General features: G+C 64.8%; 24 protein-coding genes. 10 read left to right on the forward strand and 14 right to left on the reverse strand.

The annotated features are described in order from the left end of the window. Window positions 1-109: 109 nt before the first annotated feature. The 6 genes from FGK63_RS07095 to FGK63_RS07120 all read left to right on the forward strand — a co-directional run bounded on the left by FGK63_RS07095 (window position 110) and on the right by FGK63_RS07120 (window position 5,668). Window positions 110-799 (forward strand): DNA repair protein, encoded by a 690-nt coding sequence (locus tag FGK63_RS07095; protein WP_246043970.1) that lies wholly within the window; start codon window positions 110-112, stop codon window positions 797-799. A gap of 85 nt (window positions 800-884) precedes the next feature. Beyond that, the gene (gene radA, locus FGK63_RS07100) at window positions 885-2,249 is read left to right on the forward strand and encodes a DNA repair protein RadA (protein ID WP_138840910.1); all 1,365 of its coding nucleotides are present in this window, start codon (window positions 885-887) and stop codon (window positions 2,247-2,249) included. Window positions 2,250-2,287: 38 nt separating this feature from the next. After that, window positions 2,288-2,866: a CvpA family protein gene (locus FGK63_RS07105; RefSeq protein WP_138840911.1), complete on the forward strand. Its 579-nt coding sequence runs from the start codon at window positions 2,288-2,290 to the stop codon at window positions 2,864-2,866. Between the two features lie 223 nt (window positions 2,867-3,089). Further along, window positions 3,090-4,550, forward strand: a complete 1,461-nt coding sequence (gene purF / locus FGK63_RS07110; protein WP_138841208.1) for an amidophosphoribosyltransferase — start codon at window positions 3,090-3,092, stop codon at window positions 4,548-4,550. A gap of 181 nt (window positions 4,551-4,731) precedes the next feature. Next, complete coding sequence (locus FGK63_RS07115; protein WP_138840912.1) at window positions 4,732-4,980, forward strand: hypothetical protein; 249 nt, start codon at window positions 4,732-4,734, stop codon at window positions 4,978-4,980. A 43-nt stretch (window positions 4,981-5,023) separates the two neighbouring features. Continuing rightward, window positions 5,024-5,668 (forward strand): SDR family NAD(P)-dependent oxidoreductase, encoded by a 645-nt coding sequence (locus tag FGK63_RS07120; RefSeq protein ID WP_138840913.1) that lies wholly within the window; start codon window positions 5,024-5,026, stop codon window positions 5,666-5,668. A gap of 41 nt (window positions 5,669-5,709) precedes the next feature. Here FGK63_RS07120 and FGK63_RS07125 read toward each other — a convergent pair whose 3' ends face one another. The 4 genes from FGK63_RS07125 to FGK63_RS07140 all read right to left on the reverse strand — a co-directional run bounded on the left by FGK63_RS07125 (window position 5,710) and on the right by FGK63_RS07140 (window position 8,241). After that, window positions 5,710-6,552 (reverse strand): ATP-binding protein, encoded by an 843-nt coding sequence (locus tag FGK63_RS07125; protein WP_138840914.1) that lies wholly within the window; start codon window positions 6,550-6,552, stop codon window positions 5,710-5,712. A gap of 118 nt (window positions 6,553-6,670) precedes the next feature. Next, window positions 6,671-7,549 (reverse strand): twin-arginine translocase subunit TatC, encoded by an 879-nt coding sequence (gene tatC, locus FGK63_RS07130; RefSeq protein ID WP_138840915.1) that lies wholly within the window; start codon window positions 7,547-7,549, stop codon window positions 6,671-6,673. Next, window positions 7,546-8,019 (reverse strand): Sec-independent protein translocase protein TatB, encoded by a 474-nt coding sequence (tatB, locus tag FGK63_RS07135; RefSeq protein ID WP_138840916.1) that lies wholly within the window; start codon window positions 8,017-8,019, stop codon window positions 7,546-7,548. Before tatB ends, tatC begins: the two co-directional genes overlap by 4 nt. A 6-nt stretch (window positions 8,020-8,025) precedes the next feature. Next, window positions 8,026-8,241 carry a twin-arginine translocase TatA/TatE family subunit gene (locus tag FGK63_RS07140; RefSeq protein WP_138840917.1) on the reverse strand — a complete coding sequence of 72 codons (216 nt, stop codon included), beginning with the start codon at window positions 8,239-8,241 and terminating at the stop codon, window positions 8,026-8,028. 315 nt (window positions 8,242-8,556) lie between these two features. On the opposite strand from FGK63_RS07140, the gene FGK63_RS07145 reads away from it, so the two are divergent. Continuing rightward, entirely contained in the window at window positions 8,557-9,222 is a 666-nt protein-coding gene (locus FGK63_RS07145; protein WP_138840918.1) for a helix-turn-helix transcriptional regulator, read from the forward strand. Window positions 9,223-9,282: 60 nt separating this feature from the next. Here the strand turns inward: FGK63_RS07145 and FGK63_RS07150 are convergent, their stop codons facing one another. From FGK63_RS07150 to FGK63_RS07180, 7 genes are all read right to left on the reverse strand, one after another. Then, window positions 9,283-10,452: a peptidoglycan DD-metalloendopeptidase family protein gene (locus FGK63_RS07150; protein ID WP_138840919.1), complete on the reverse strand. Its 1,170-nt coding sequence runs from the start codon at window positions 10,450-10,452 to the stop codon at window positions 9,283-9,285. Between the two features lie 63 nt (window positions 10,453-10,515). Then, window positions 10,516-11,166, reverse strand: coding sequence for a protein-L-isoaspartate(D-aspartate) O-methyltransferase (locus FGK63_RS07155; RefSeq protein WP_138840920.1), 651 nt, complete (start codon window positions 11,164-11,166; stop codon window positions 10,516-10,518). Next, window positions 11,163-11,945: a 5'/3'-nucleotidase SurE gene (surE, locus tag FGK63_RS07160; protein ID WP_138840921.1), complete on the reverse strand. Its 783-nt coding sequence runs from the start codon at window positions 11,943-11,945 to the stop codon at window positions 11,163-11,165. The genes FGK63_RS07155 and surE overlap by 4 nt, the downstream gene beginning before the upstream one ends. 133 nt (window positions 11,946-12,078) lie before the next feature. Further along, entirely contained in the window at window positions 12,079-13,164 is a 1,086-nt protein-coding gene (locus FGK63_RS07165) for an ABC transporter ATP-binding protein (RefSeq protein WP_171052588.1), read from the reverse strand. Window positions 13,165-13,333: 169 nt separating this feature from the next. Further along, the gene (locus FGK63_RS07170) at window positions 13,334-14,446 is read right to left on the reverse strand and encodes a hypothetical protein (RefSeq protein ID WP_138840922.1); all 1,113 of its coding nucleotides are present in this window, start codon (window positions 14,444-14,446) and stop codon (window positions 13,334-13,336) included. 2 nt (window positions 14,447-14,448) lie between these two features. Further along, the gene (locus FGK63_RS07175) at window positions 14,449-15,228 is read right to left on the reverse strand and encodes an SDR family oxidoreductase (protein WP_138840923.1); all 780 of its coding nucleotides are present in this window, start codon (window positions 15,226-15,228) and stop codon (window positions 14,449-14,451) included. A gap of 89 nt (window positions 15,229-15,317) precedes the next feature. Beyond that, on the reverse strand, window positions 15,318-15,680 hold the full coding sequence (locus tag FGK63_RS07180) for a SnoaL-like domain-containing protein (RefSeq protein WP_138840924.1): 363 nt from the start codon (window positions 15,678-15,680) through the stop codon (window positions 15,318-15,320). 110 nt (window positions 15,681-15,790) lie between these two features. Between FGK63_RS07180 and FGK63_RS07185 the strand changes: the two genes are divergently transcribed. After that, entirely contained in the window at window positions 15,791-17,398 is a 1,608-nt protein-coding gene (locus FGK63_RS07185) for a peptide chain release factor 3 (RefSeq protein WP_138840925.1), read from the forward strand. 245 nt (window positions 17,399-17,643) lie between these two features. Further along, a complete protein-coding gene (locus FGK63_RS07190; protein WP_171052589.1) occupies window positions 17,644-19,029 on the forward strand; it encodes a DEAD/DEAH box helicase in 1,386 nt (461 codons plus the stop codon). On the opposite strand, the gene FGK63_RS07195 is transcribed toward FGK63_RS07190, so the two are convergent. From FGK63_RS07195 to FGK63_RS07205, 3 genes are read right to left on the reverse strand one after another with little or no spacing between them, the layout of a single operon-like run. Further along, complete coding sequence (locus FGK63_RS07195) at window positions 19,026-19,928, reverse strand: EamA family transporter (RefSeq protein ID WP_138840927.1); 903 nt, start codon at window positions 19,926-19,928, stop codon at window positions 19,026-19,028. The two genes, FGK63_RS07190 and FGK63_RS07195, sit on opposite strands and share 4 nt — an antisense overlap. Before the next feature lie 21 nt (window positions 19,929-19,949). Continuing rightward, a complete protein-coding gene (locus FGK63_RS07200) occupies window positions 19,950-20,855 on the reverse strand; it encodes a fatty acid desaturase (protein ID WP_138840928.1) in 906 nt (301 codons plus the stop codon). Beyond that, window positions 20,848-21,051 (reverse strand): DUF2061 domain-containing protein, encoded by a 204-nt coding sequence (locus tag FGK63_RS07205; protein WP_138840929.1) that lies wholly within the window; start codon window positions 21,049-21,051, stop codon window positions 20,848-20,850. The genes FGK63_RS07200 and FGK63_RS07205 overlap by 8 nt, the downstream gene beginning before the upstream one ends. A gap of 111 nt (window positions 21,052-21,162) precedes the next feature. On the opposite strand from FGK63_RS07205, the gene FGK63_RS07210 reads away from it, so the two are divergent. Next, the gene (locus tag FGK63_RS07210) at window positions 21,163-22,035 is read left to right on the forward strand and encodes a helix-turn-helix domain-containing protein (protein WP_138840930.1); all 873 of its coding nucleotides are present in this window, start codon (window positions 21,163-21,165) and stop codon (window positions 22,033-22,035) included. Window positions 22,036-22,092 lie beyond the last annotated feature (57 nt).

Raw genomic sequence — 22,092 nt, forward strand, 5'->3', positions numbered from 1 at the left:
TAGGGAGATGGACGATATGGCCGCGCTCCATAATATCACTTTGCAGCTACAGACGGTTTTTCTGCGACTGACTTTTTTTCTGATATGCGCCGCAGCACTTTTCGCGATCGTGGCGACACTTCTTTCCGCACTTGGCATATGGCCCTGGCTGACATTGCAGGCCGGGATCGGCGGGACGGTCTATCCCCAAGCGGGCATGTTCATTCAGATCGGGCTGACCTGTCTTGTTCTCATGCTGGCCTTCTACCTGCCCGCGAACGGGCGGATCATGGCCCTGGAGAACTCGCACCGGAAGTTTTCCCTGCAGATGCAGGACGTGATCAAGGCCTACCAGGTCGCCCATGCGGCGGACCGGTCGGGGCTGTTCACGCTGGCGTCCGAGTTCGACGCGGTCAAGGAACGGCTGAACTTCATGCGCGAGCATCCGGACCTCGAAGGGCTGGAGCCGGAGGTTTTGGAACTGGCGTCGCAGATGAGCCGGGTCAGCCACGAACTGGCCGATGTCTATTCCCACGACAAGGTCGAACGCGCGCGGACCTTCCTGAAACAGCGGCAGCAGGAGATCGAGCGGTTCGGCGAACGCATCGAGGAAGCGCAGATCATCCTGCACGAACTGCGGCAATGGACCCGCGACGTGGACATCGAGGAATCGATTGCGCGGGCACAGCTGACACGGCTGCGCGACGAGTTGTTCGAGCTGTTGCCAGAGCTTTCGGCGCAACTGCGGTCGCCGCCGGACGGAAGCGATCCCTCTGCCGGAAGCATCATCGCCATGCAACCGCCCCGCGCGGCGGAGTGACGAACGCTGAGGGGGCGCGAGTGACCCTCGCGCCTCTATACGCGAGGGCTTGAAGAGCCGCGGCTTGTCGGGCACCAAGGTGCCCATGGCAAAGACGAATTCCTTTTCATGCACCGCCTGCGGCGCCACCCATTCCCGGTGGTCCGGGCGCTGCGATGCCTGCGGCGAGTGGAACACGATCGCGCAGGAAGTGCCCCTGTCCTCGGGTCCGGCCTCGAAATCGCTGGGCAGCAAGCGCGGCCAGCCGATACCGCTCAGCACGCTCTCGGCCGAAGAAACCCCGCCGCCCCGCACGATGTGCGGCGTGACCGAGCTGGACCGGGTGCTGGGGGGCGGGCTGGTGCCCGCTTCGGCCATTCTGGTCGGCGGCGATCCGGGCATCGGCAAATCCACCCTGCTGCTGCAGGCGGCGGCCCGTTTCGCCGGCGCGGGGCTGAAGACGATCTACGTCTCGGGCGAGGAGGCCAGCGCCCAGGTGCGGATGCGCGCGCGGCGGCTTGGCCTGTCCGACGCGCCGGTTCAGCTGGCAGCCGAGACCAACCTGCGCAACATCCTGACGACGCTCGAGGCGGAAAAGCCCGGCCTCGCCATCATCGACTCCATCCAGACCATGTGGGCCGACAACGTGGACAGCGCGCCGGGATCCGTCAGCCAGGTCAGGGCCGCCGCGCATGAGCTGACCTCGTTCGCCAAGCGTCACGGCGTGTCGATCGTCATGGTGGGGCACGTGACCAAGGAGGGGCAGATCGCCGGCCCGCGCGTTGTCGAGCACATGGTCGATACCGTGCTTTACTTCGAGGGAGAGCGCGGCCACCAGTTCCGCATCCTGCGCGCGGTCAAGAACCGCTTTGGCCCCGCCGACGAGATCGGCGTCTTTGAAATGACCGGCGCGGGTCTGGCCGAAGTCACCAATCCGTCGGCGCTGTTCCTGTCCGAACGCGGCGCGCCCAGCCCGGGTTCGGCGGTCTTTGCCGGAATCGAGGGCACGCGGCCCGTGCTGGTCGAATTGCAGGCGCTGGTTGCCCCCTCGCCCCTGTCGCAGCCGCGCCGCACGGTGGTGGGATGGGACAGCGGGCGGCTGGCGATGATCCTTGCGGTGCTCGAGGCGCGCTGCGGCATTCCCTTCGCCGGGCTGGACGTTTATCTGAACGTCGCCGGCGGGCTGAAGATCTCGGAACCCGCCGCCGATCTGGCGGTCGCCGCAGCCCTGCTGAGCGCGCGCGAGGACGCCGCGCTGCCCGCCGATACGGTGGTGTTCGGTGAAATCTCGCTGTCCGGCGCGCTGCGCCCAGCCCCGCAAACCGAAAACAGGTTGAAAGAAGCGCAAAAACTTGGTTTCACAGCGGCAATTGCTCCGGCAGGCGGCAAGACCGGCACTGTGGCAGGACTGACACTGGCCCGCCCCGCAGATTTGATCGGGTTTGTTGGCGAAACGTTCGGAGCAGGTTAAGATCGCCCGCGAGGGCAGAAAAAGAACAGGCGAGGGCCATGGAAGGTTTCACAATAATCGACGGGGTTGTCGCCCTGATCATCGTCGTGTCGGCGTTGCTGGCCTATTCCCGGGGTCTCGTTCGCGAGACGCTGGCGATCGCGGGCTGGGTAGCCGCCGCCGTGCTGGCCTTCATGTTCGCGCCGCAGGCCATGCCGCTGATCAAGGAAGTTCCGGTTCTCGGGGAATTCCTCGAAGGCAACTGCGAATTGTCCGTCATCACCGCCTTTGCCGCCGTCTTTGCGGTGGCTCTGATCGTGGTCAGCATTTTCACGCCGCTGTTTTCGTCGCTGGTGCAGCGGTCGGCGCTGGGCGGTCTGGACCAGGCGCTGGGGTTCTTCTTTGGCGTGGCGCGCGGCATTCTTTTGGTCGCGATCGCCTTCTTCGTCTATGACACGGTCATGACCGGCCAGAACTTCACCATCGTGGACGAAAGCCGCTCGGCCCAGGTCTTTGCGCAGATGAGCGAAAAGATCCAGGAACAGAACCCCGAACAGGCGCTTGGCTGGGTGACCCGTCAATACGAGGAACTGGTCGGAACGTGCTCCGCCAACAGCTCGGGGCAGCCGAGCCAGTAGGCCGTTGCGCATCTTCGACAGCAGATCGCGAATGCCCGGACATCGTTCCGGGCATTTTTTCCTCGGCCCGGCGACCCTTTGCGCCGAACGGCCGGTCGCGCGGAATCACCTGGACATGCGGCAAACAATAACGTGATCCTTTCGTGACTCGGGCGGCAGGAAGCATTATGTGAAGGCCAAACCAGCCACGGATTCGGAGCTGCCCGACTTGCAAAGCCCGCAGATGCCCCCCGCCCACCCGTTCGACGACGACAAACTCCGCGAGGAATGCGGGATTTTTGGTGTCATCGGCGTCAAGGATGCAGCCAGTTTCCTGGCCCTTGGCCTTCACGCGCTTCAACACCGGGGACAGGAGGCCGGCGGCATCGTCACCTATGACGCCGAACAGGGTTTCAGTTCGGTCCGCCGTTTCGGCTATGTTCGCGACAACTTCACCTCGGCCGACGTGATGGAGGCCCTGCCCGGTTCGCTGGGCATCGGGCACGTGCGCTATTCCACCGCCGGTTCCAAGGGACAGACGGCGATTCGCGACGTGCAGCCGTTTTTCGGTGAATTCTCGATGGGCGGCGCGGCGATCGCGCATAACGGCAACATCACCAACGCCAACGCGCTGCGGCGCGAACTGATCGAGCGCGGCTCGATCTTTCAAAGCTCGTCCGACAGCGAATGCATCATTCACCTGATGGCGCGGTCGCTGCAGCGCAACATCCCCGAGCGGATGGAGGACGCGCTGCGCCGCGTCGAAGGCGCATTTTCGGTCGTGGCCATGACCCGGACCAAGCTGATCGGCGTGCGTGACCCGATGGGCGTGCGCCCGCTGGTGCTGGGCAAGATCGGCGACGGCTGGTGCCTGTCGTCCGAGACCTGCGCGCTGGACATCATCGGCGCCGAGTTCATCCGCGAGATCGAGCCGGGCGAGATGGTGGTGATCACCGCCAAGGACGGCGTTCAGAGCAACTTTCCCTTCCGCCCGCAGCCGCCGAAGTTCTGCATCTTCGAGCATGTCTATTTCTCGCGCCCCGACTCGATCCTCGGCGGGCGGTCGGTCTATGAGACGCGCGAAGCCATCGGGCGGGAACTGGCAAAGGAAAGCCCGGTCGACGCGGACCTGGTCTGCCCCGTGCCGGACAGCGGCACCCCCGCCGCAATCGGCTATTCGCTGGAATCAGGCATTCCCTACGCGATGGGCATCATCCGCAACCAGTACATGGGCCGGACCTTCATCGAGCCGACCGAACAGATCCGCAACATGGGCGTGCGGCTGAAGCTGAACGTCAACCGCGCGCTGATCGAGGGCAAACGGGTGATCCTGGTGGACGATTCCGTCGTGCGCGGCACCACCAGCCGCAAGATCAAGGAAATGATCCTGGATGCCGGCGCCAAGGAAGTGCATTTCCGTATCGCCTCGCCGCCGACCGCCTGGCCGTGTTTCTACGGCGTGGACACGCCGGAGCGCGAGAAACTGCTGGCGGCGACCATGAACGAGGACGAAATGGCCGAGTACCTGGCGGTGGACAGCCTCAAGTTCATTTCGCTGGACGGGCTCTATCGTGCGGTCGGCGAATCGCAGGGACGCAACAAGAAGTGCCCGCAATATTGCGATGCCTGTTTCTCGGGCGAATATCCCGTCATCCCTGCCGACAAGATTGAGCAGGGTTTCAAGATGCAGCCCGCGGCAGAATAATCCTGCGGGAACAACGCGATCCAAAAGGGGCCATCGGCCCCTTTTTTGTCGCCGGAAATGAGGGTGGCGGAACTCTGCCGCCGCCCTGAATCCGCCTTTCCCCGGATCCGCGTCTTTGCTAAGCGGCAGCCTTCCGACCACTCGTGAAACAGGGACCCGGGCGATGCCCCGGCGGCGATTCATGTCAAACTCCAAAGTCAATGGCGCTGCGACGCAGCAAGGCGCACTGGCCAAGAACTCGGTGGCAGTCCTTGGGGTGTTCGGCCCCTCGAACGACCTGCGCGCGCTGATGCGCCTGTCGAACGGCCGCATCGAGAAGGTCGAGCCCGGCAGCCGCGTGGGCTCGGGCACCGTGGCCGCCATCGACGAGAACGGCGTGATGCTGCGACAAAGCGGCCAGACCAAGCGGATCGACATTCCCGGAAGCTGATCCTCTCTTGACGCCTCGCGCGCACGGGTTCAAACCGGCCCGCATGACCGATCAGACAAAAATCGCCCTCGTTACCGGGGCTTCACGCGGATTGGGCGCCGCCCTCGCCGAGGCGCTGGCGCCCGCCTATCACATTGTCGCCGTTGCCCGCACCACCGGCGCGCTCGAGGAACTGGACGACCGGATCAAGGCCAAGGGCGGCTCGGCCACGCTGGCGCCCATGGACATCGCCGACCCGAACGCCATGGCGACGCTGTGCCGGGGCATCCATGACCGCTGGGGCAAGCTGGACCTGTGGCTGCACACGGCGATCCATACCGCGCCCCTGACCCCTGCCCCCTTCGTCGATCCGAAGGATTGGGGAAAGTCCTTCGCCATCAACGCCACCGCGACATCGGTGCTGATCCCCTACGTGGCTCCGTTGCTGGGCGAACACGGTCAGGCGGTGTTCTTCGACGACCCCAAAGCGGGCGAGAAGTTCTTTGGCACCTACGGGGCCACCAAGGCGGCCCAGATGGCCCTGGCCCGAAGCTGGGCGGCGGAAACCGTCCGGACAGGCCCGCGCGTGACCATCGTTCAGCCCGCGCCGATGGCAACCGCGCTGCGCGCCCGGTTCCACCCCGGCGAGGACCGCTCGGTGCTGGCGAAACCATCGGACGAGGCGGCACGCATCCTGGCGCTGTTGTAGGGTCGGCCCGCAGCGTATTTCCGGCGGGCGCGGTTGCGCCTTCAGGCGATGTGGACGCCCTGACGGCCGGCCAGATCGACGAAGAACTGCCAGGCCACCCGGCCCGAGCGCGCGCCGCGCGTCGCCTGCCATTCGATCGCCTCGGCCCGCAGCGTTTCGGCGTCGACGGTGACGCCATAGGCGCCGCAATAGCGGTCGATCATCGCCAGGTATTCGTCCTGACTGCAGGGGTGGAAGCCCAGCCACAGGCCGAAGCGGTCGCTGAGCGACACCTTTTCCTCGACCGCTTCGGACGGGTTGATGGCGGTGGAGCGTTCGTTCTCGATCATGTCGCGCGGCATCAGGTGACGCCGGTTCGACGTGGCGTAGAGAACCACGTTTTCCGGCCGCCCCTCGATCCCCCCATCCAGGACCGCCTTGAGCGACTTGTAATGCTGGTCGTCATGGCTGAAGGACAGGTCGTCGCAGAACAGGATGAACCGGTGCGGCGCGGCGCGCAGGTGGTTCAGCAGCCGCCCGACCGACGCCATATCCTCGCGCTGCAATTCGACGAGTTTCAGGTTCGGGTGGTCGCCGTTAAGCGTGCCATGCACCGCTTTGACGAGGCTGGATTTTCCCATGCCGCGCGCACCCCAGAGCAGCGCGTTGTTGGCCTTGAATCCCTGTGCGAAACGGCGCGTGTTGTCGAGAAGCGTGTCGCGTGACCGATTGATGCCGACCAGCAGGTCGAGATCGACCCGGCTGACCTCGGCTACGGCCTCGAGCCGGTCCGGGCCCACGTGCCAGACGAAGGCCGGGGCGGCGTCGAAATCCGGCGCTGCCAGCGGGGCCGGCGCGATCCGTTCAAGGGCATCGGCTATACGGTTCAGGGCCTGACTGTCCATGCGCTCCTCCTGTTCTTGCGGCGCTTCAAACCATGTTCCGGCGCGGCCAACAAGAGAGGGGAACGAAAAAGGCGCGCCGGCATTCCGGCGCGCCTGTGCATTGCGGTTCGGCGGTAGGTTATTTCCGTTCCTCGTCGAACTCGGCCATCATCGGATCGTCGGCTTCTTCCTCGTCGTCGTAGTAGCCTTCGGCGCGCAGTTGCGCTTCGCGCTTCTGCTCGACGCGTCCGACCAGGAAGATCGAGATCTCGTAGAGGCCGTAAACCACCACGAAGAGGATGATCTGGGTGATCACGTCCGGCGGGGTTACGATGGCGGCAAGGATCAGGATGCCGACCACCGCGTATTTGCGAACGGCGCCCAGCCCCTCGGCGCTGACCAGGCCTGCCTTGCCCATCAGCGTCAGCAGCACCGGCAACTGGAAGCAGAGGCCGAAGGCCACGATGAACTTGATGGTCAGGTTCAGGTATTCCTGCGCCGAACCCTGGAAGACCACGCTGAGGGGCGCAGTCGCCCCGTCGGCCACGGCCTCGCCCTCGGCGCCGAACTGCTGGAATCCCAGGAAGAAGTCATAGGCCAGCGGCGTCACAACGTAAAAGGCAAAGGACGCGCCCAGCAGGAACATGAAGGGCGACGCCAGCAGGAACGGCAGGAACGCATTCTTTTCCGACCGGTAAAGCCCCGGCGCCACGAAGCGCCACATCTGCATCCCGATATAGGGGAAGGCCAGGATGAAGCCGCCCAGGAGCGAGACCTTGATGGCGACGAAGAAGCCTTCCTGCGGCGAGATGAAGATCAGGTCGCAATCCTGCCCGCGTTCGGCCAGAACCTCGCACAGCGGGCTGGTCAGAAAGTTGAAGATCGGCGTCGCCACCGTGAAGCAGAGCACCATCCCGATCAGGAAGGCCACCACGCTGTGGATGAGCCGCGTGCGCAGCTCGGTCAGATGCTCGATCAGCGGCGCGGACGTGTCGTCGATCTCGTCGGTCTTGCTCATGTCTTGTCCGTTTCGGATTTGAGCGCGGCTTCCATCTCTTCCGCCTTGGCCATCGCCTCGGCGGCCTCGCGGGCCTTGCGCTCGGCGGCAGCGCGGGCAGTGGCGACCTGGATCTTCTTGGCCTGTTCGGCGCGTTCCTTGGCCAGCTTGCCGGTTTCGCTGTCAGGATCGAACTTTGCGGCGTCCACGCCCGAGGTGATGTCCGAGGTCATGTCCTTGGCCGCCTTCTTCACCCCGTCCATCGCGGTGTTGACCGGGTTGGTCGCGGCCTTGATGCCCTTGGTGATCTCGCTCACCCCGGCCTCGTCGGCGGCCTCGTTCATCGCCTTGCTGAACTCGCGCGCCATGCCGCGGGCCTTGCCGATCCAGCGTCCGACATTGCGGAAGAGAACCGGCAGATCCTTGGGCCCCACCACGATCAAAGCGACGATGCCGATGACCAGAAGCTCGGTCCAGCCAAGATCAAACATGAGCGTTTAGACCTTGTCTTTCTCGGATTCGGGGGTGATGTCCTTGGCGTCGGCAGCCTTGTCCTGCTCCAGTTCCTCGGTGCCGTCCTTGACGCCTTTCTTGAAGGCGGTGATGCCTTTGCCGACTTCGCCCATCAGCGAGCTGATCTTGCCGCGCCCGAAAAGCACCAGAACCACGACGGCGATCAGCAGAAGGCCGGGAAGGCCGATGTTGTTGAGCATGATGTATCTCCTCTTTCCTCGGCGCGTCCTGCGCCGGCAATCCGGTTTCGCTGGTGTTCTACGCCCGACTTCGGTCCGGGCAAAGGGGCAAGCCGTTCGGATGAACCGGGAATCCGCAGGATTTTCGACGTTGCGGCTTGCCTTTGGCCTCAACTGACAGGTTAATGGCAGTTGGGGCCGGCCAAGTCCGGCCTCGCCACAACATAGTTCAGGGGAAAGGGATGGCACAAATTTCCGAAGTCGTCACCGAATTGCCGACCGGCAGCGCGCAACGCGGCGGCACGTCGAAGGCGGCAGAGCTCCGGGGTTGACGCCATGCGCCGCACCGACCGGTTGTTCGACATCATCAGGATCCTGGGCGACGGCAAGCTGCACCGGGCGCAGGACATCGCCGAGCGGCTGAACGTGTCGGTCAGGACGATCTATCGCGACATGGAAACGCTTGCGGCCTCGGGCGTGCCGGTCCAAGGCGAACGCGGCGTCGGATATACGGTGGCCGATCAGATCGCCCTGCCCCCGCTCAACCTGACCCCAGCCGAGCTTGAGGCGCTGAACCTCGGAATGGCGATCGTCGCAGAGGCCGCGGATGCCGAACTCAGAGCCGCGGCCGAGTCCCTGGCGGAAAAGATCGACGCGGTGCTGCCCACCCAGACCATCGCCGAGGGGGATGCCTGGAAGTTCGCCGTCTACCCCTTTGCCGACACCGCCCGCGGCCTGGCTCACATGGCGCCGTTGCGATCGGCCATCGCGTCGCGCCAGAAGCTGCGCCTGTCTTACCGCGGCACTGACGGCGCACTGACCGAGCGGATCATCCGCCCGCTGCAGATGGAATACTGGGGTCGGGTCTGGACGGTGACGGGTTGGTGCGAGCTGCGCGCAGACTTCCGCGTCTTTCGCCTGGACCTGATCGAGGTACTGGTTCCGCTCCCGGAACTCTTCACCGACGAACCGGGCAAGCGCCTGAGCGATTTCCGGCCCTGAACCGTCGCCCTGCCGAAGAACCCTTGGGCAGGGGATCGGCCCGGGACGGGCCGATCAGGGTCACTTCAGATAGGGTTCGGGATCGACCGAGTCGAAGCCCTTGCGCACCTCGAAATGGACATAGGCGTTTTCGCCGCCGCGAAGGGCCGCGATCTTCTGGCCGCGCTGGACACGATCGCCCTTTTTCACCGTGATCCCATCCACGTTCGCGTAGACAGTCAGCAGATCGTTGTTGTGCCGGACCACGATGATCGGGACCTTGTCCGCGTCGGCGGTGATCGCCGCCACGGTTCCGGCCTCGGCCGCGGAGACCGGAGAGCCAGGGGCGGCCGCGATGTCGATGCCCTCGTTCTTGCCCTTCTGGTAGGGGCGGATGATCTTGCCGGTGACCGGCAGCGCCAGGGCGGCCTTGCTGGCAGCGCTGGGGGCTTCGGTCTTGACCGTCGGCTTGGGCGTTTCGAGCGGCTCCACCTTTTCGTCTGGCAGGGGCTGGGTTGCGCTTGGCGGCGTCGGCGTGGGCGAGCCCTGCCCCGGTTGCGTCACCGCAGCAGCCGTGGGGGCGGCCGCCGCCGTGCGCCGCGGCGCGGGCTGGTCCTTGACCGGGATCAGCAAGAACTGACCTTCGCGCACCGCGAAATCTGGGCCAAGCCCATTCCAATCCGCCAGCGACTCGACCGGCACTTGGTAGAGGCGCGAGATTGTATAGGCGGTTTCACCCCGTTTCACCTTGTGGCGCACCGGTTCAGGTCCGGACGCCGTCGGCGCGGGCGCGGGTTTGGCCGGTTCGAGCGACGTCGTCTGAACCTGGGTCGTGCTGGGCGCAGACGCGATGGCGCTGCCGGCCACCGAGGCGATGTCCACACCGCCCGCACCCGGGCCGACCGAGCGCGGCAGGGCGACCACCTCGCCCTCGCGCAGGGTGATGCTGGGGTCGAGCCCGTTGTAACGGGCGAGTTCCTCGGCGGGCAGGCCCACTCGGTTCGCGATGTCGCTGACGCGGTCGCCGGTTCGCGCCACCGCCACCTGGTAGTTCGGGTAGGTGATGACGCCGCGCGCGTCCGGCGCCGGCCTGTTGGCGGTGCCCGCCGACTGCGCCGCCTGGGTCGTGTTGAAGGCGCCGATCTGGCCGCGCAGGTCATAGTCCAGCGGCTGTTCGCATCCGGCCAAGACCGCCAAGGCGGCGACCGCCGTCAGACGGCGTGGCATAGCTGTCCTGGAAACTGCTCTCATCTCACAATCCTCAATGCCGTCCCCTGTTGGCCGGGGTTCCGGCGTTCAAAGCAGAAGCGTATCCTAATTCCCATCCTTCCCCAACCCCTCGAGCAGAGGGACGAAGCGGACAGGCAGCAACTCGTCATACTCCAAGCCGGTTTCGGTCCGCCGCACCCTGATCAGGGTCTGCACGGCATCCGACTGTCCCACCGGCACGACCATGATACCGCCGATTTTAAGCTGCGCCAAGAGCGGCCCCGGCGGATCCTCGGCCGCTGCTGTGACGAGAATGCGATCGAAGGGCGCCTGTTCGGACAATCCGTGCGATCCGTCCGACAGCATCGCCGTGATGTTGGACAGACCAAGCTCGCGGAACAGCTTGCCCGCCTCGCGCACCAGGCGGACGTGACGCTCGACGGTATAGACCCTGCGCGCCAGCTTGGCGAGGATGGCGGCCTGGTAGCCGGAGCCGGTTCCGACCTCGAGCACCGTATCCCGCGGACGCACTTCCAGCGCCTGTGTCATCAGCCCGACCACCGAGGGCTGGCTGATGGTCTGCCCGCAGGCGATCGGCAAGGGCGTGTCCTCGTAGGCGCGTTCGGCGAACAGTCCCTTCACGAACAGCCCGCGGTCCACCTCTTCCATCGCGCGCAGCACGCGCGCGTCCGTCACCCCCTTGGAGCGGAGCGCGAAGAGGAACTGCATCTTGGTTTCGGGATCGGGACCGCTCATTCGATTGCCTTCAGCGCCTCCAGCGCATCATGCGCGGTCAGATCGGCGCGCATCGGCGTGATCGAGACGTATCCGTCGAGATTGACCGCTGCATCCGTTCCGGGTGCGGTCGGATTGTGCTGGTAGCCGCCCTTGATCCAGAGAAAGCGCCGCCCCGAGGGCGAACTGTGCGGCTCGACGCTGTAGCTCGATCCCCGGCGGAAGCCCTGCGGCACCACGCGATAGCCCAGCACCTCGGCCGCGGGAACCGGCGGAAAGTTCACGTTGTAGAACAGGCGGTAATCCGCGTCCTCCTGCGGCGTGGCGTCAAGGATGCGGCGGATCAGGTCGGCGCCATAGCGTTCAGCCGTTTCAAAGGCGTTTTCCAGCCCCAGATTGCGCGGCCCGAAATATTGCGACAGCGCGATCGCCGGCAGACCTTGCAGCGCCGCCTCCATCGCACCGCCGAGCGTGCCGGAATAGAGCGCGTTCTCGGCCGAGTTGTTGCCCCGGTTGACGCCCGAGAGGACCAGGTCGGGCCGGTTGCCCTTCATCACGTCATGCAGCCCCGCCAGCACGCAGTCGGCCGGAGAGCCTTCGGCGGCATAGCGCCGCTCGGCCAGTTTCGCGATCATCATCGGATGCGTGTAGCTGATGCAATGGCCGACGCCCGACTGTTCAAAGGCCGGGGCCACGGTCCAGACCTCGCCGCCGGGGCCTGCCAGATCGGCTGCGATCGCCTCGAGCACGCTCAGACCCGGCGCATTGATGCCGTCATCGTTGGTCAGAAGAATTCGCATTCGCCGCTCCACCCCCGGTTTCGCCCTTGATAGACGCCGCTCCGCGACGCGGCAAGCAGTCGCGCGCCTCAACCTGCGGCATTCGCGCACCAGTCATGGCCAAACTGACACTTCCGGACCTTGGCGCCAGAACTCATGCCGGGAAGACGAAGCAGCGGTCGCGCCGGATGGTCAGCCACATCACCCGCCCTTGCTGCGGCATGAACACGTTCGGCACCGTGGCCTTGAGGATCGAGCCGTCATGGTCCATCCGGAACTCGACGAGGCTTTCGTTGCCCAGGAACCGGGCGCGCTCCACCACGCCGCGCGCGGCGACGCCGTCGCTCGGCGTCGGCATCGGCCCCTTTCCGCCGCGGTCGAAATCCAGCTTCAGGTGCTGCGGGCGAAAGACAATCTCGACCTTGGTACCATCGGGAACGCCCGGCGCCAGGAACTGGCCGAACGGGGTCTGCGCAAGCGCGCCGTTCACCTCGGCGCGCAGGACGTTGATATCGCTGAAGAAGGAAACGGCAGCCTTGTCCACGGGACGGGTATAGACGTTGTAGGGTGCGCCCTGCTGCACGATCCTGCCGCGCCGCATCAGCGCGATCTCGTCGGCCATGCGCATGGCCTCTTCCGGCTCGTGGGTGACCAGAAGGACGGCGGCGTCCTCTTCCTTGAGGATGGCCAGCGTCTCGTCCCGGATGCCGTCGCGCAAGCGGTTGTCGAGACCCGAGAACGGCTCGTCCATCAGCATGATACGGGGGCGCGGCGCCAGCGCGCGGGCCAAGGCGACCCGCTGCTGCTCGCCCCCCGAAAGCTGGTGGGGATAGCCGTCGATGTAGCGCAGCAGATCGACCTTGGCCAAAAGCTCTTCGACCCGCGCGCGCTTTTTCTCTTTGGGTCCCTTCAGACCGAAAGCCACGTTGTCGGCGACGCTCAGGTGCGGGAACAGCGCGAAATCCTGGAACATCAGGCCGATCTCGCGACGTTCGGGCGGCACGCGGAAGACGGTGTCGCAGATCAGCTTGCCATCGACATAGATTTCTCCGGAATCCTGCATCTCGATCCCGGCGATCATCCGCAGTGTCGTGGATTTGCCGCAGCCGGAAGGGCCCAGCAGGCAGGTCACCTGCCCCGCCCGGATGCGCAGCGAGACGTCGTCCACCACCTTGCGCCCGCCGAAGGTGCACACGAGATTGCGGATTTCCAGACGCGGTGGATTTGACTTGACCGTCACCGATGGACCCCATTGCCTTTCCCGATCAAATCCATCGGGCTTGGCCGGGGATAACAACCCCGCCCTTCCGGCGCAAGGCGTCAGCAGCGTCACACAGCATTGGGTGTTGCCGTGAACCGGACCCGCCTCGCGCGGTGTTTCCGCACGCCTTGGCCGCGTGGGTTCGCGGTTATTCCCGCAGTTCGAAATCAAGCCCGGTCCGGACCCGCCCGTTGACCTGCACTTCGAGCCGATGGGCGCCGGGCACCAGCCGAAAGGTCGTGGCGTCGGCCTTGAGCCGGTGCCGTTTTTCCAGCCGGACCGGTTCCTTGCCGATCACCGCCTGCTTCAGCTTGTGGACCTTGGCTGAAGTTTTTCCGCCAGGCCTTTGAAAGTGAACGATGTAATCGATCAGAACCGGCTGGCCTTTGGCCCCATCGACCTGCACCGAGAATTCCAGCGCGCCGCCGATCCGCGCCTCGCCCAGCAGATCGAGACTCACGGACAGGGCAGCGTCGGGATCATAGCCCAAGTGTTTCATGGCGCCTGGATGACCGGATTTCACCAGCCCGCGCAGGGCGTGAGACGTCATCCACTGAAGCTCCCCGGGCCGTTGCCGCGCCTCCTCGCGCCAGCGTCCCAGTTGGTTCAGCACAAGTGCCGGATCCTTCCTGGAGATGTCGTTCAGATGGTTTGCCACCGACCGCGTGACATAGCGCGTACCGTCGGCATGCAGGCGGTCGAGCAGCGGCAGCGGATCGCGGGGGTCCAGCGAGACGGCCATGCCCCAGGGCAGACGCGGGCGCGTGCCCTCGCTGACCAGCCGGCGGACATGGTAATGCGGATGCCCGCACCAATCTGTCATCCGGGCCAGCACCAGGTCCGGCCGGCGGTTCAGAAAGGGGCGGATCGCCCATTCCATGGAAAACCGCTGCGTCAGCTCCTCGAACAGGTCCAGCGCAAGCTCGGGATGGTCCATCCCCACCTCGGCGACCCATTCGCCGAATGGCGCAAAGATGAAATCGCCGAAGTCGTTGTCGGTCAGCATCGGATCGAGAGGCGGCGGCAGGGCGCGCAGGATCACGGGCGCGACGTCCGGCAGGTCGCCGGGAAATTCCGCCGCAAGACAGTCGGCGATCCAGGTCATCCGCTGCTTCAGTTCGAGCGCCGGCAGTTTCTGCATCACCTGCGCCTCGAAGCGCTCCGGGTCGAATGAGGGCTCGCCGGCGGCAAGAAGCCCCGCCAGGTAGCGGATCTTTTCGGCGTTGAACAACTGATCCTTGAGCGAGAAACCCTGCGCCATCGTCACATCGTGAGGTTGGTGGCGCCGCCGTCCAGCAGGATGTTCTGACCGACGATGAACCCCGAATGCTGCGAACAGAGGAAGGCGCAGGCGGCGCCGAACTCGGCGCTTGTCCCGTAGCGGCGCGCGGGGATGGTGGCGGCACGCTCGGCCCGCGCCTCGTCCAGGGTTATGCCCTTCTGGCTGGCGACGCCGCCATCCAGCGCATCCGCCCGGTCAGTGGCGTGAATGCCCGGCAGCAGGTTGTTGATCGTCACGCCGTATGGCGCCACCTGGCGCGCAGTGCCGGCGACATAGCCGGTCAGCCCGGTCCGGGCCGCGTTCGACAGGCCAAGAACCGCGATCGGCGCGCGCACGGACTGCGAGGTGATGTTGACCACCCGGCCCCAGCCCTTGTCCATCATCCCCGGCAGCAGCGCCTTCATGAAGGCGATCGGCGTCAGCATGTTGGCATCGAGCGCCTTGATGAAATCATCGCGATCCCAGTCCGACCACATGCCGGGCGGCGGCCCGCCCGCGTTGGTGACCAGGATGTCGACGCCCTGCGCCGCCTCGATGACCTGTTCCTGCCCCCCGGACGTTGTGACGTCGCAGACGATGGTCTGGACCTCGATCCCGTGTTCGGTCCGGATCCGGTCGGCCGCCTGCTCCAGCGCCTCGGCGCCGCGCGCGTTCATCACCAGATTGACGCCAGCCGAGGCCAGTGCCTCGGCGCAGCCCAATCCCAGGCCCTTGCTGCTGGCGCAGACCAGCGCCCGTTTTCCTGCGATACCCAGATCCATGCGATCCTCCCTGTCTGTCGTTGCCCGCATGTCTAGCACCGGCCAGTCAGGGAAGACCAGTTGGCGATGGCGGCTTAATAGATGGCGGCTTAATAGAAGAACTCTTCCCGCACGATCTTGCCGTTGGCCACGTGGTACACGCCGACCTCGCGCATGTCGAAGCTCTCGCCGCTGTCCTTGACCTTGCCTTGCACCTCGAAGATCACGGCAAAGCGGTCCTCTCCGTGCAGGAAAGGATCGCTGACCGACGCGCCCGACACCTCATGCGCGCCTTCCCACCAGTCGTGTTTGCCGCGAATGCCATCGACACCGTGGGTTTCACGGCCCATGCCCGGCATGTCCGCGGCCTCGACCGAAACCGCGTCGGGCGCATAGAGCTTGTTCAGGTTTTCCTTGGCCCGGTCCTCGCGGCATCCGGCAACCAGTTCTTCGGCGATTTCCTTCAAATTCATCGATCCACTCCATCAATTTGTTCACTATATGTTCCTTCTGCCATATCCAGCCGATTCGCAACAGCCCCTTTGGCTTGCCTTGGGCGAATTCCTTACCTATACGCGCGCTCATGTTGGACATCGCCTCGAACCGCCCCGTCTTGCCGCCGGAAATCGCCCGGCGCCGGACCTTTGCCATCATCTCGCATCCGGATGCGGGCAAGACGACCCTGACCGAGAAGTTCCTTCTGTATGGCGGCGCCATCCAGATGGCCGGTCAGGTGCGCGCCAAGGGCGAGGCGCGACGGACGCGGTCGGACTTCATGCAGATGGAAAAAGACCGGGGCATCTCGGTCTCGGCCTCGGCCATGTCCTTCGACTATGGCAAGTTCCGGTTCAATCTCGTGGACACGCCCGGCCACTCGGACTTTTCCGAGGACACCTATCGCACCCTGACGGCGGTCGATGCGGCGGTCATGGTGATCGACGGCGCCAAGGGCGTCGAAAGCCAGACGCAGAAACTGTTCGAGGTCTGCCGCCTGCGCGACCTTCCGATCCTGACCTTCTGCAACAAGATGGACCGCGAAAGCCGCGAAACCTTCGAGATCATCGACGAGATCCAGGAGATGCTGGCCATCGACGTGACCCCGGCAAGCTGGCCCATCGGAACCGGGCGCGATTTCATCGGCTGCTACGACATGCTGCGCGACCGGCTGGAACTGATGGACCGCGCCGACCGCAACCGGGTCGCGACAAGCATCGAGATCAACGGTCTGGACGACCCGAAACTGGCCGAGCACGTGCCCGCGCAGCTGCTGGACAAGCTGCTGGAAGAGGTCGAGATGGCGCGCGAACTGCTGCCGCCGCTGGACCCGCAGGCGGTGCTGGAAGGGCATATGACGCCGATCTGGTTCGGCTCGGCCATCAACTCGTTCGGCGTCAAGGAACTGATGGAAGGGATCGGCCAATACGGCCCGCAACCGCAGATCCAGAGCGCCGAGCCGCGCCAGATTTCCCCGGAAGAAACAAAGGTTTCCGGCTTTGTCTTCAAGGTGCAGGCAAACATGGACCCCAAGCACCGGGACCGGGTGGCATTCGTCCGCATGGCCTCGGGCCATTTCAAGCGGGGGATGAAGCTGACCCATGTGCGCACCAAGAAACCGATGGCGGTGTCGAACCCGGTGCTGTTCCTCGCCTCGGACCGCGAACTGGCCGAGGAGGCCTGGGCGGGCGACATCATCGGCATTCCGAACCACGGGCAGTTGCGCATCGGCGACACGCTGACCGAGGGCGAGGCGCTGCGGGTGACCGGCATCCCCTCTTTCGCTCCGGAACTGTTGCAAGGTGTGCGCGCCGGCGACCCGATGAAGGCAAAGCACCTGGAGAAGGCGCTGATGCAGTTCGCCGAGGAGGGCGCCGCCAAGGTGTTCAAACCCTCGATCGGGTCCGGCTTCATCGTCGGCGTCGTTGGCGCGTTGCAGTTCGAGGTTCTGGCCAGCCGGATCGAGCTGGAATACGGCCTGCCGGTGCGCTTCGAGGCGTCGCAATTCACCTCGGCCCGCTGGGTATCGGGCGACAAGGTCGAAATCGACAAGTTCGTGGCGGCCAACAAGCAGCACATCGCCCACGACCATGACGGCGACATCGTGTACATGACGCGCCTGCAATGGGACATCGACCGGGTGGTCCGGGATTACCCGGCGCTGAACCTGTCGGCCACCAAGGAAATGATGACCTGACGCGCACAATGCCCCTGCCAGTGGCAGCGCGCCAAAGAAACACTGGCCCGAAACCGGCGGAATTGTTGAGGAATAACGTGGCAATCCTGCCGGTGACGTCGCCCCGCTTCTAGGCGTTTGACCCGGCCCGGGCTTTTTGCTATGTCCCCGCGCATGCCGAAACGCGCATGGTGCGCATGGCCATCCGGGCCCGGCCTCACTCACACGCGCGGGCCAGGTCCAGTGTCCGCATGAACCGGACATATATGACAAAATTCAGCGAACTGAACCTGAACCCCAAGGTCCTCAAGGCAATTGAGGAAACCGGATACGAAACCCCCACACCGATTCAGGCAGGCGCCATTCCCGCCGCCCTCGAAGGCCGGGACGTGCTGGGCATCGCGCAGACAGGCACCGGCAAGACCGCCGGTTTCGTCCTGCCGATGATCACGCTGCTGGCGCGCGGCCGTGCGCGGGCGCGGATGCCGCGCAGCCTGGTCCTGTGCCCGACGCGGGAACTTGCGGCGCAGGTGGCCGAAAACTTCGACACTTACGCCAAGCATCTGAAGCTGACCAAGGCGCTGCTGATCGGCGGCGTCAGCTTCAAGGAGCAGGACGCGCTGATCGACCGTGGCGTCGACGTGCTGATCGCAACGCCGGGCCGTCTGCTGGACCATTTCGAACGCGGAAAGCTGTTGCTGACCGGCGTGCAGATCATGGTGGTAGACGAGGCCGACCGGATGCTCGACATGGGGTTCATCCCTGACATCGAGCGCATCTTCTCTCTGACGCCCTTTACCCGCCAGACCCTTTTCTTTTCCGCCACCATGGCGCCCGAGATCGAGCGGATCACCGACACCTTCCTGTCGGCCCCGGCCCGGATCGAGGTGGCGCGCCAGGCCACGGCCTCGGAAACGATCACGCAGGGCGTGGTGATGTTCAAGGGCAGCCGGCGCGACCGAGAGGCCAGCGAGAAACGCGGGGTGCTGCGCGCTCTGATTGATGCCGAAGGCGACAAGTGCACCAATGCGATCATCTTCTGCAACCGCAAGACGGATGTGGATATCTGCGCGAAATCGCTCAAGAAATACGGCTACAACGCCGCCGCCATCCATGGCGATCTGGATCAGTCGCAGCGGACGAAGACGCTGGACGGATTCCGGGACGGATCGCTGCGCCTGCTGGTCGCATCCGACGTCGCCGCGCGCGGTCTGGACATCCCTTCGGTCAGCCACGTGTTCAACTTCGACGTTCCCGGCCACCCCGAGGACTACGTCCACCGCATCGGCCGCACCGGCCGGGCCGGCCGCGAGGGCAAGGCAATCACGATCTGCATCCCGCGCGATGAAAAGGCGCTGAAAGCGGTCGAGAACCTGATCCAGAAGGAAATTCCGCGGCTGGACAACCCCGCCAAGGCGGACATGGCCGAGGCGGAAGCCGAAGCGCCGAAACAGGACAAGCGCCGCTCGAAAGACCAGCCGAAGGACAAGAAGGCCGCCGAAGGCCGGAAAGAAACCGAAGGCAAGAAGCCCAGGGAGACCAAAGGCCGTGGCCGCGACCGGAGCGAAGACAACGGCAAGGTCGTCGTCGGCATGGGCGACCACCTGCCGAGCTTCATCGCGCTGAGCTTTGACGAGCGCCGCGCGGGCTAGATCGCCAGCACCAGAACCAGGATCGACAGGCCAAGCAGGGCGATTCCGGCGATCTCGCGCCGGGTGATCGCCTCGCGGAAGAAAAAGGTCGAGGCCATCAGGCTGAAGATCAGTTCAACCTGCCCCAACGCCTTCACATAGGCCGCGTTCTGGAGCGTGAAGGCGAGGAACCAGCAGAACGACCCCCCAAGGCTTGTCAAGCCCACGAAAATGCCGGTGCTTCGGGTCTGCCACACGGCCAGCAGTTCGGCCCGGTCGCGCCAGAAAAGCCATGCCCCCATGCTGAGCAACTGGAACGCGGTCACGGCGGCCAGCGTGACCAGCGCGCGGAACCAGGCGTCGATATCCCCCAACTGCAGCGAGGCGCCGCGATAGCTGACCGCGGAAAAGGCGAACAGGACGCCCGAACCCAGCCCCAGCTGCGAGGCGCGGTTGGTCAGGTGCCGCCACCACGCGGCGTCACCGCCCGGCGTCTTCGACAGCAGCAGGACCGCCATCAAGCCCAGCACGATGGCGCCCAATGCGCCCAGCGACACGCCTTCGCCCAGGATCACCAGGCCGACGATGGCGGTCTGTATCACCTCGGTCTTCTTGAAGGTGATGCCGACGGCAAAGTTGCGCTGCTTGAACAGGGCCACGACACAGACCGTCGCCAGGATCTGCGCGGTGCCGCCGATGGCCACGAACACCCAGAAACGGGGCGACAGGCCCGGCATCTCCAGCCCGCCTGCCGTCACGACGAGCCATAGCGCCAGAGCCGCGAGCGGCGCCGAATAGGCGAAACGGGCAAAGGTCGCGCCCGCCGCCGACAGCTTCACGGTGCTGAGCGATTTCTGCAGCATGAACCGCACGGTCTGAAACAGCGCGGCAGCCACGGTGACGGGGATCCACAAACTCATGGATCCCCTTGTGGCGCGAAATCAGGTCCGAGGCCAGAGCGGATGCGGCACAGGATCCTTGGCCCGCCAGAAGTACTGGCGGAAGATCTCGTTGTAAGAGCGGTAGACGTAGCTTTCGTTGGTGGCCAGATACCGTTCCTTGCCTTCCCGGTAGAGGGCCGGTAGCCGATACCAAGGGGCGGTCGGGTTCATGTGATGAACGACGTGCAGGTTGTTGTTCAGAAACAGGAAAGCCAGCGGCCCGCGATCCTCGATCACGACGGTGCGGCAGCGCGATTTTTCGTGGGCGCGATGCTCGAGGAACGTGCGGATCTTGAGAAGCCCGAGACCGGCATAGGCCGAGACCAGAAAGGCCCAGACCGGCATGGCGGACAGCGAGACGATCCACAGCACCGCCGCGACACCGGGAAGGTGCAGGACCCATGCCAGCAGGATCGCGCGGTCGCCGCGCATCGCCCCGTTCCACTCGTCGCGGAAAAACGTCACCTGCCCGATGGCCGGGCCAAGCACCATCCGACCCAGCAGCGTGTTGTTCGCCGCGTAAAGGCGCCGCTTCCAGCCCGGCAAGGCGTTCCACACCGCCGGGTCAAGGTAGTTCGATTCCGGATCGTCATAGGGATCGGTCAGGTTCGAATCCAGGTGATGCGCCAAGTGCAGATCGCGGAACCGCTGATAGGGAATGCACAGGGTCAGCGGCAGCGCCATCAGCGCTTCGTTCAACCATCTGGCGCGGAAGGGATGGCCGTGCAGCGCCTCATGCGTCAGCGAAGAGTGCAGCGCCGCCACCAGGGCCATGGCCGGGATCGCCAGCCAAAGGCTAACCCCCGCCAGCCAGAAGATCACCGCAAGCCATGCACCGTGACAGGCCAGGATCAGCAGGAAGGTGCCCCATTCGGGACCGGCGTCATGATTGCGGCGCTCAGACATTGCGCCCCCACCGGATCCCGGCCCAGAGACGCTCGTAGAGGATGTACATGGTGAACCCGATCGCCGTGTTGACGACGGCCAGCGTACCGCCGATCGCGGCCGATCCCGTCGCGGCCAGCCCGACCAGGGTCATGGTGGCCAGGCCGATGATGTTCCAGACGATTGCTTTCACGACCGATCTTCGTCGCGTTTCCATTCCGTTACCCGTTTTTTTGTTGGTCTTTTGGACAGTGTTACCCATGCCGCAGGGTTGTGAGAATTCTGAATATGATTAACAAAATTCAGCAATCATGATAATTATCACCACATGTTTGAGAAAATGGACAAACGCGACCGCGCTGCGCAGTTCCGCCTGCGTCTGGCCCGCGCGATGGAAGAGCGGAACGTCAGCCAGAGCGCCCTCGCGCGCCGTATCGGTGTGGACCGTTCCACCGTTTCGCAACTTCTGACCGATGAGGGCGCCCGGCTGCCCAACGCCCATGTCGTCGGCAGTTGCGCGGAAACGCTTGGCGTTTCAGCCGATTATCTGCTCAGCCTGTCGGACCGCCCGGAAAGCGCCGCCGAGTTGCTGGCAAGTTCGCTGACGATGACCGAGGCGCCGAGGGCGCTGGTCGACGAGCGCATCTTCGAATGGCACCAGCAGTCTGCAGGATACAAGATTCGTTATGTGCCGGCCGCCCTGCCCGACATGCTCAAGACCCGCGCGATTCTGGAATGGGAATACGCCCCGCACCTGGGCCGGACCGCCGATCAGGCCATCGGCGCCTCGGCCGACCGGCTGGCCTGGATGCGCAGCGCGCAATCCGACTATGAAATCGCGATGCCGCTCTACGAGATCCACAGTTTTGCCCATGCCACAGGCTATTACCACGGCCTGCCGCTAGAGGTGCGGCTGGAACAGATCGACCATCTACTGGACCTGTGCGAGCAGCTCTATCCCCGGCTGCGCATTTATCTGTTTGATGCCAAGCGGTTATACAGCGCACCTGTAACGATATTCGGCCCCCTGCTCTGCGTCTTCTACGCGGGCAGCCACTACATGGCGTTCCGGGACCGCGACAGGATCGAGATTTTCACCCGGCATTTCGACACGCTCGTACGCGAGGCCGACCTGACCGCCCGGAATCTGCCGAGCCACCTGCGCAAGCTTCGGGCGGCGATCGACGAAACCTCGGGCTGAGGGGCTGATTTCGCATCTCCAGAGGAAAGGTGCAGCGAATCCATGGTTGTAGTATAG

Source organism: Ruegeria sediminis (genome assembly GCF_005938215.1).
Classification (GTDB): Bacteria; Pseudomonadota; Alphaproteobacteria; order Rhodobacterales; family Rhodobacteraceae; genus Ruegeria; species Ruegeria sediminis.

What these genes read in the sequence shown, in the direction of transcription:
- FGK63_RS07125 (WP_138840914.1), bottom strand. Translation starts at nt 6,552, where the DNA reads ATGGACAGTCAGGCCCTGAACCGTATAGCCGATGCCCTTGAACGGATC.
- radA (WP_138840910.1), top strand. Translation starts at nt 885, where the DNA reads ATGGCAAAGACGAATTCCTTTTCATGCACCGCCTGCGGCGCCACCCAT.
- FGK63_RS07195 (WP_138840927.1), bottom strand. Translation starts at nt 19,928, where the DNA reads ATGAGTTTGTGGATCCCCGTCACCGTGGCTGCCGCGCTGTTTCAGACC.
- FGK63_RS07175 (WP_138840923.1), bottom strand. Translation starts at nt 15,228, where the DNA reads ATGGATCTGGGTATCGCAGGAAAACGGGCGCTGGTCTGCGCCAGCAGC.
- FGK63_RS07210 (WP_138840930.1), top strand. Translation starts at nt 21,163, where the DNA reads ATGTTTGAGAAAATGGACAAACGCGACCGCGCTGCGCAGTTCCGCCTG.
- purF (WP_138841208.1), top strand. Translation starts at nt 3,090, where the DNA reads ATGCCCCCCGCCCACCCGTTCGACGACGACAAACTCCGCGAGGAATGC.
- FGK63_RS07140 (WP_138840917.1), bottom strand. Translation starts at nt 8,241, where the DNA reads ATGCTCAACAACATCGGCCTTCCCGGCCTTCTGCTGATCGCCGTCGTG.
- FGK63_RS07120 (WP_138840913.1), top strand. Translation starts at nt 5,024, where the DNA reads ATGACCGATCAGACAAAAATCGCCCTCGTTACCGGGGCTTCACGCGGA.
- FGK63_RS07200 (WP_138840928.1), bottom strand. Translation starts at nt 20,855, where the DNA reads ATGTCTGAGCGCCGCAATCATGACGCCGGTCCCGAATGGGGCACCTTC.
- FGK63_RS07145 (WP_138840918.1), top strand. Translation starts at nt 8,557, where the DNA reads ATGCGCCGCACCGACCGGTTGTTCGACATCATCAGGATCCTGGGCGAC.
- FGK63_RS07185 (WP_138840925.1), top strand. Translation starts at nt 15,791, where the DNA reads ATGTTGGACATCGCCTCGAACCGCCCCGTCTTGCCGCCGGAAATCGCC.
- tatB (WP_138840916.1), bottom strand. Translation starts at nt 8,019, where the DNA reads ATGTTTGATCTTGGCTGGACCGAGCTTCTGGTCATCGGCATCGTCGCT.
- FGK63_RS07155 (WP_138840920.1), bottom strand. Translation starts at nt 11,166, where the DNA reads ATGAGCGGTCCCGATCCCGAAACCAAGATGCAGTTCCTCTTCGCGCTC.
- surE (WP_138840921.1), bottom strand. Translation starts at nt 11,945, where the DNA reads ATGCGAATTCTTCTGACCAACGATGACGGCATCAATGCGCCGGGTCTG.
- FGK63_RS07190 (WP_171052589.1), top strand. Translation starts at nt 17,644, where the DNA reads ATGACAAAATTCAGCGAACTGAACCTGAACCCCAAGGTCCTCAAGGCA.
- FGK63_RS07115 (WP_138840912.1), top strand. Translation starts at nt 4,732, where the DNA reads ATGTCAAACTCCAAAGTCAATGGCGCTGCGACGCAGCAAGGCGCACTG.
- FGK63_RS07205 (WP_138840929.1), bottom strand. Translation starts at nt 21,051, where the DNA reads ATGGAAACGCGACGAAGATCGGTCGTGAAAGCAATCGTCTGGAACATC.
- FGK63_RS07170 (WP_138840922.1), bottom strand. Translation starts at nt 14,446, where the DNA reads ATGGCGCAGGGTTTCTCGCTCAAGGATCAGTTGTTCAACGCCGAAAAG.
- FGK63_RS07150 (WP_138840919.1), bottom strand. Translation starts at nt 10,452, where the DNA reads ATGAGAGCAGTTTCCAGGACAGCTATGCCACGCCGTCTGACGGCGGTC.
- FGK63_RS07180 (WP_138840924.1), bottom strand. Translation starts at nt 15,680, where the DNA reads ATGAATTTGAAGGAAATCGCCGAAGAACTGGTTGCCGGATGCCGCGAG.
- tatC (WP_138840915.1), bottom strand. Translation starts at nt 7,549, where the DNA reads ATGAGCAAGACCGACGAGATCGACGACACGTCCGCGCCGCTGATCGAG.
- FGK63_RS07105 (WP_138840911.1), top strand. Translation starts at nt 2,288, where the DNA reads ATGGAAGGTTTCACAATAATCGACGGGGTTGTCGCCCTGATCATCGTC.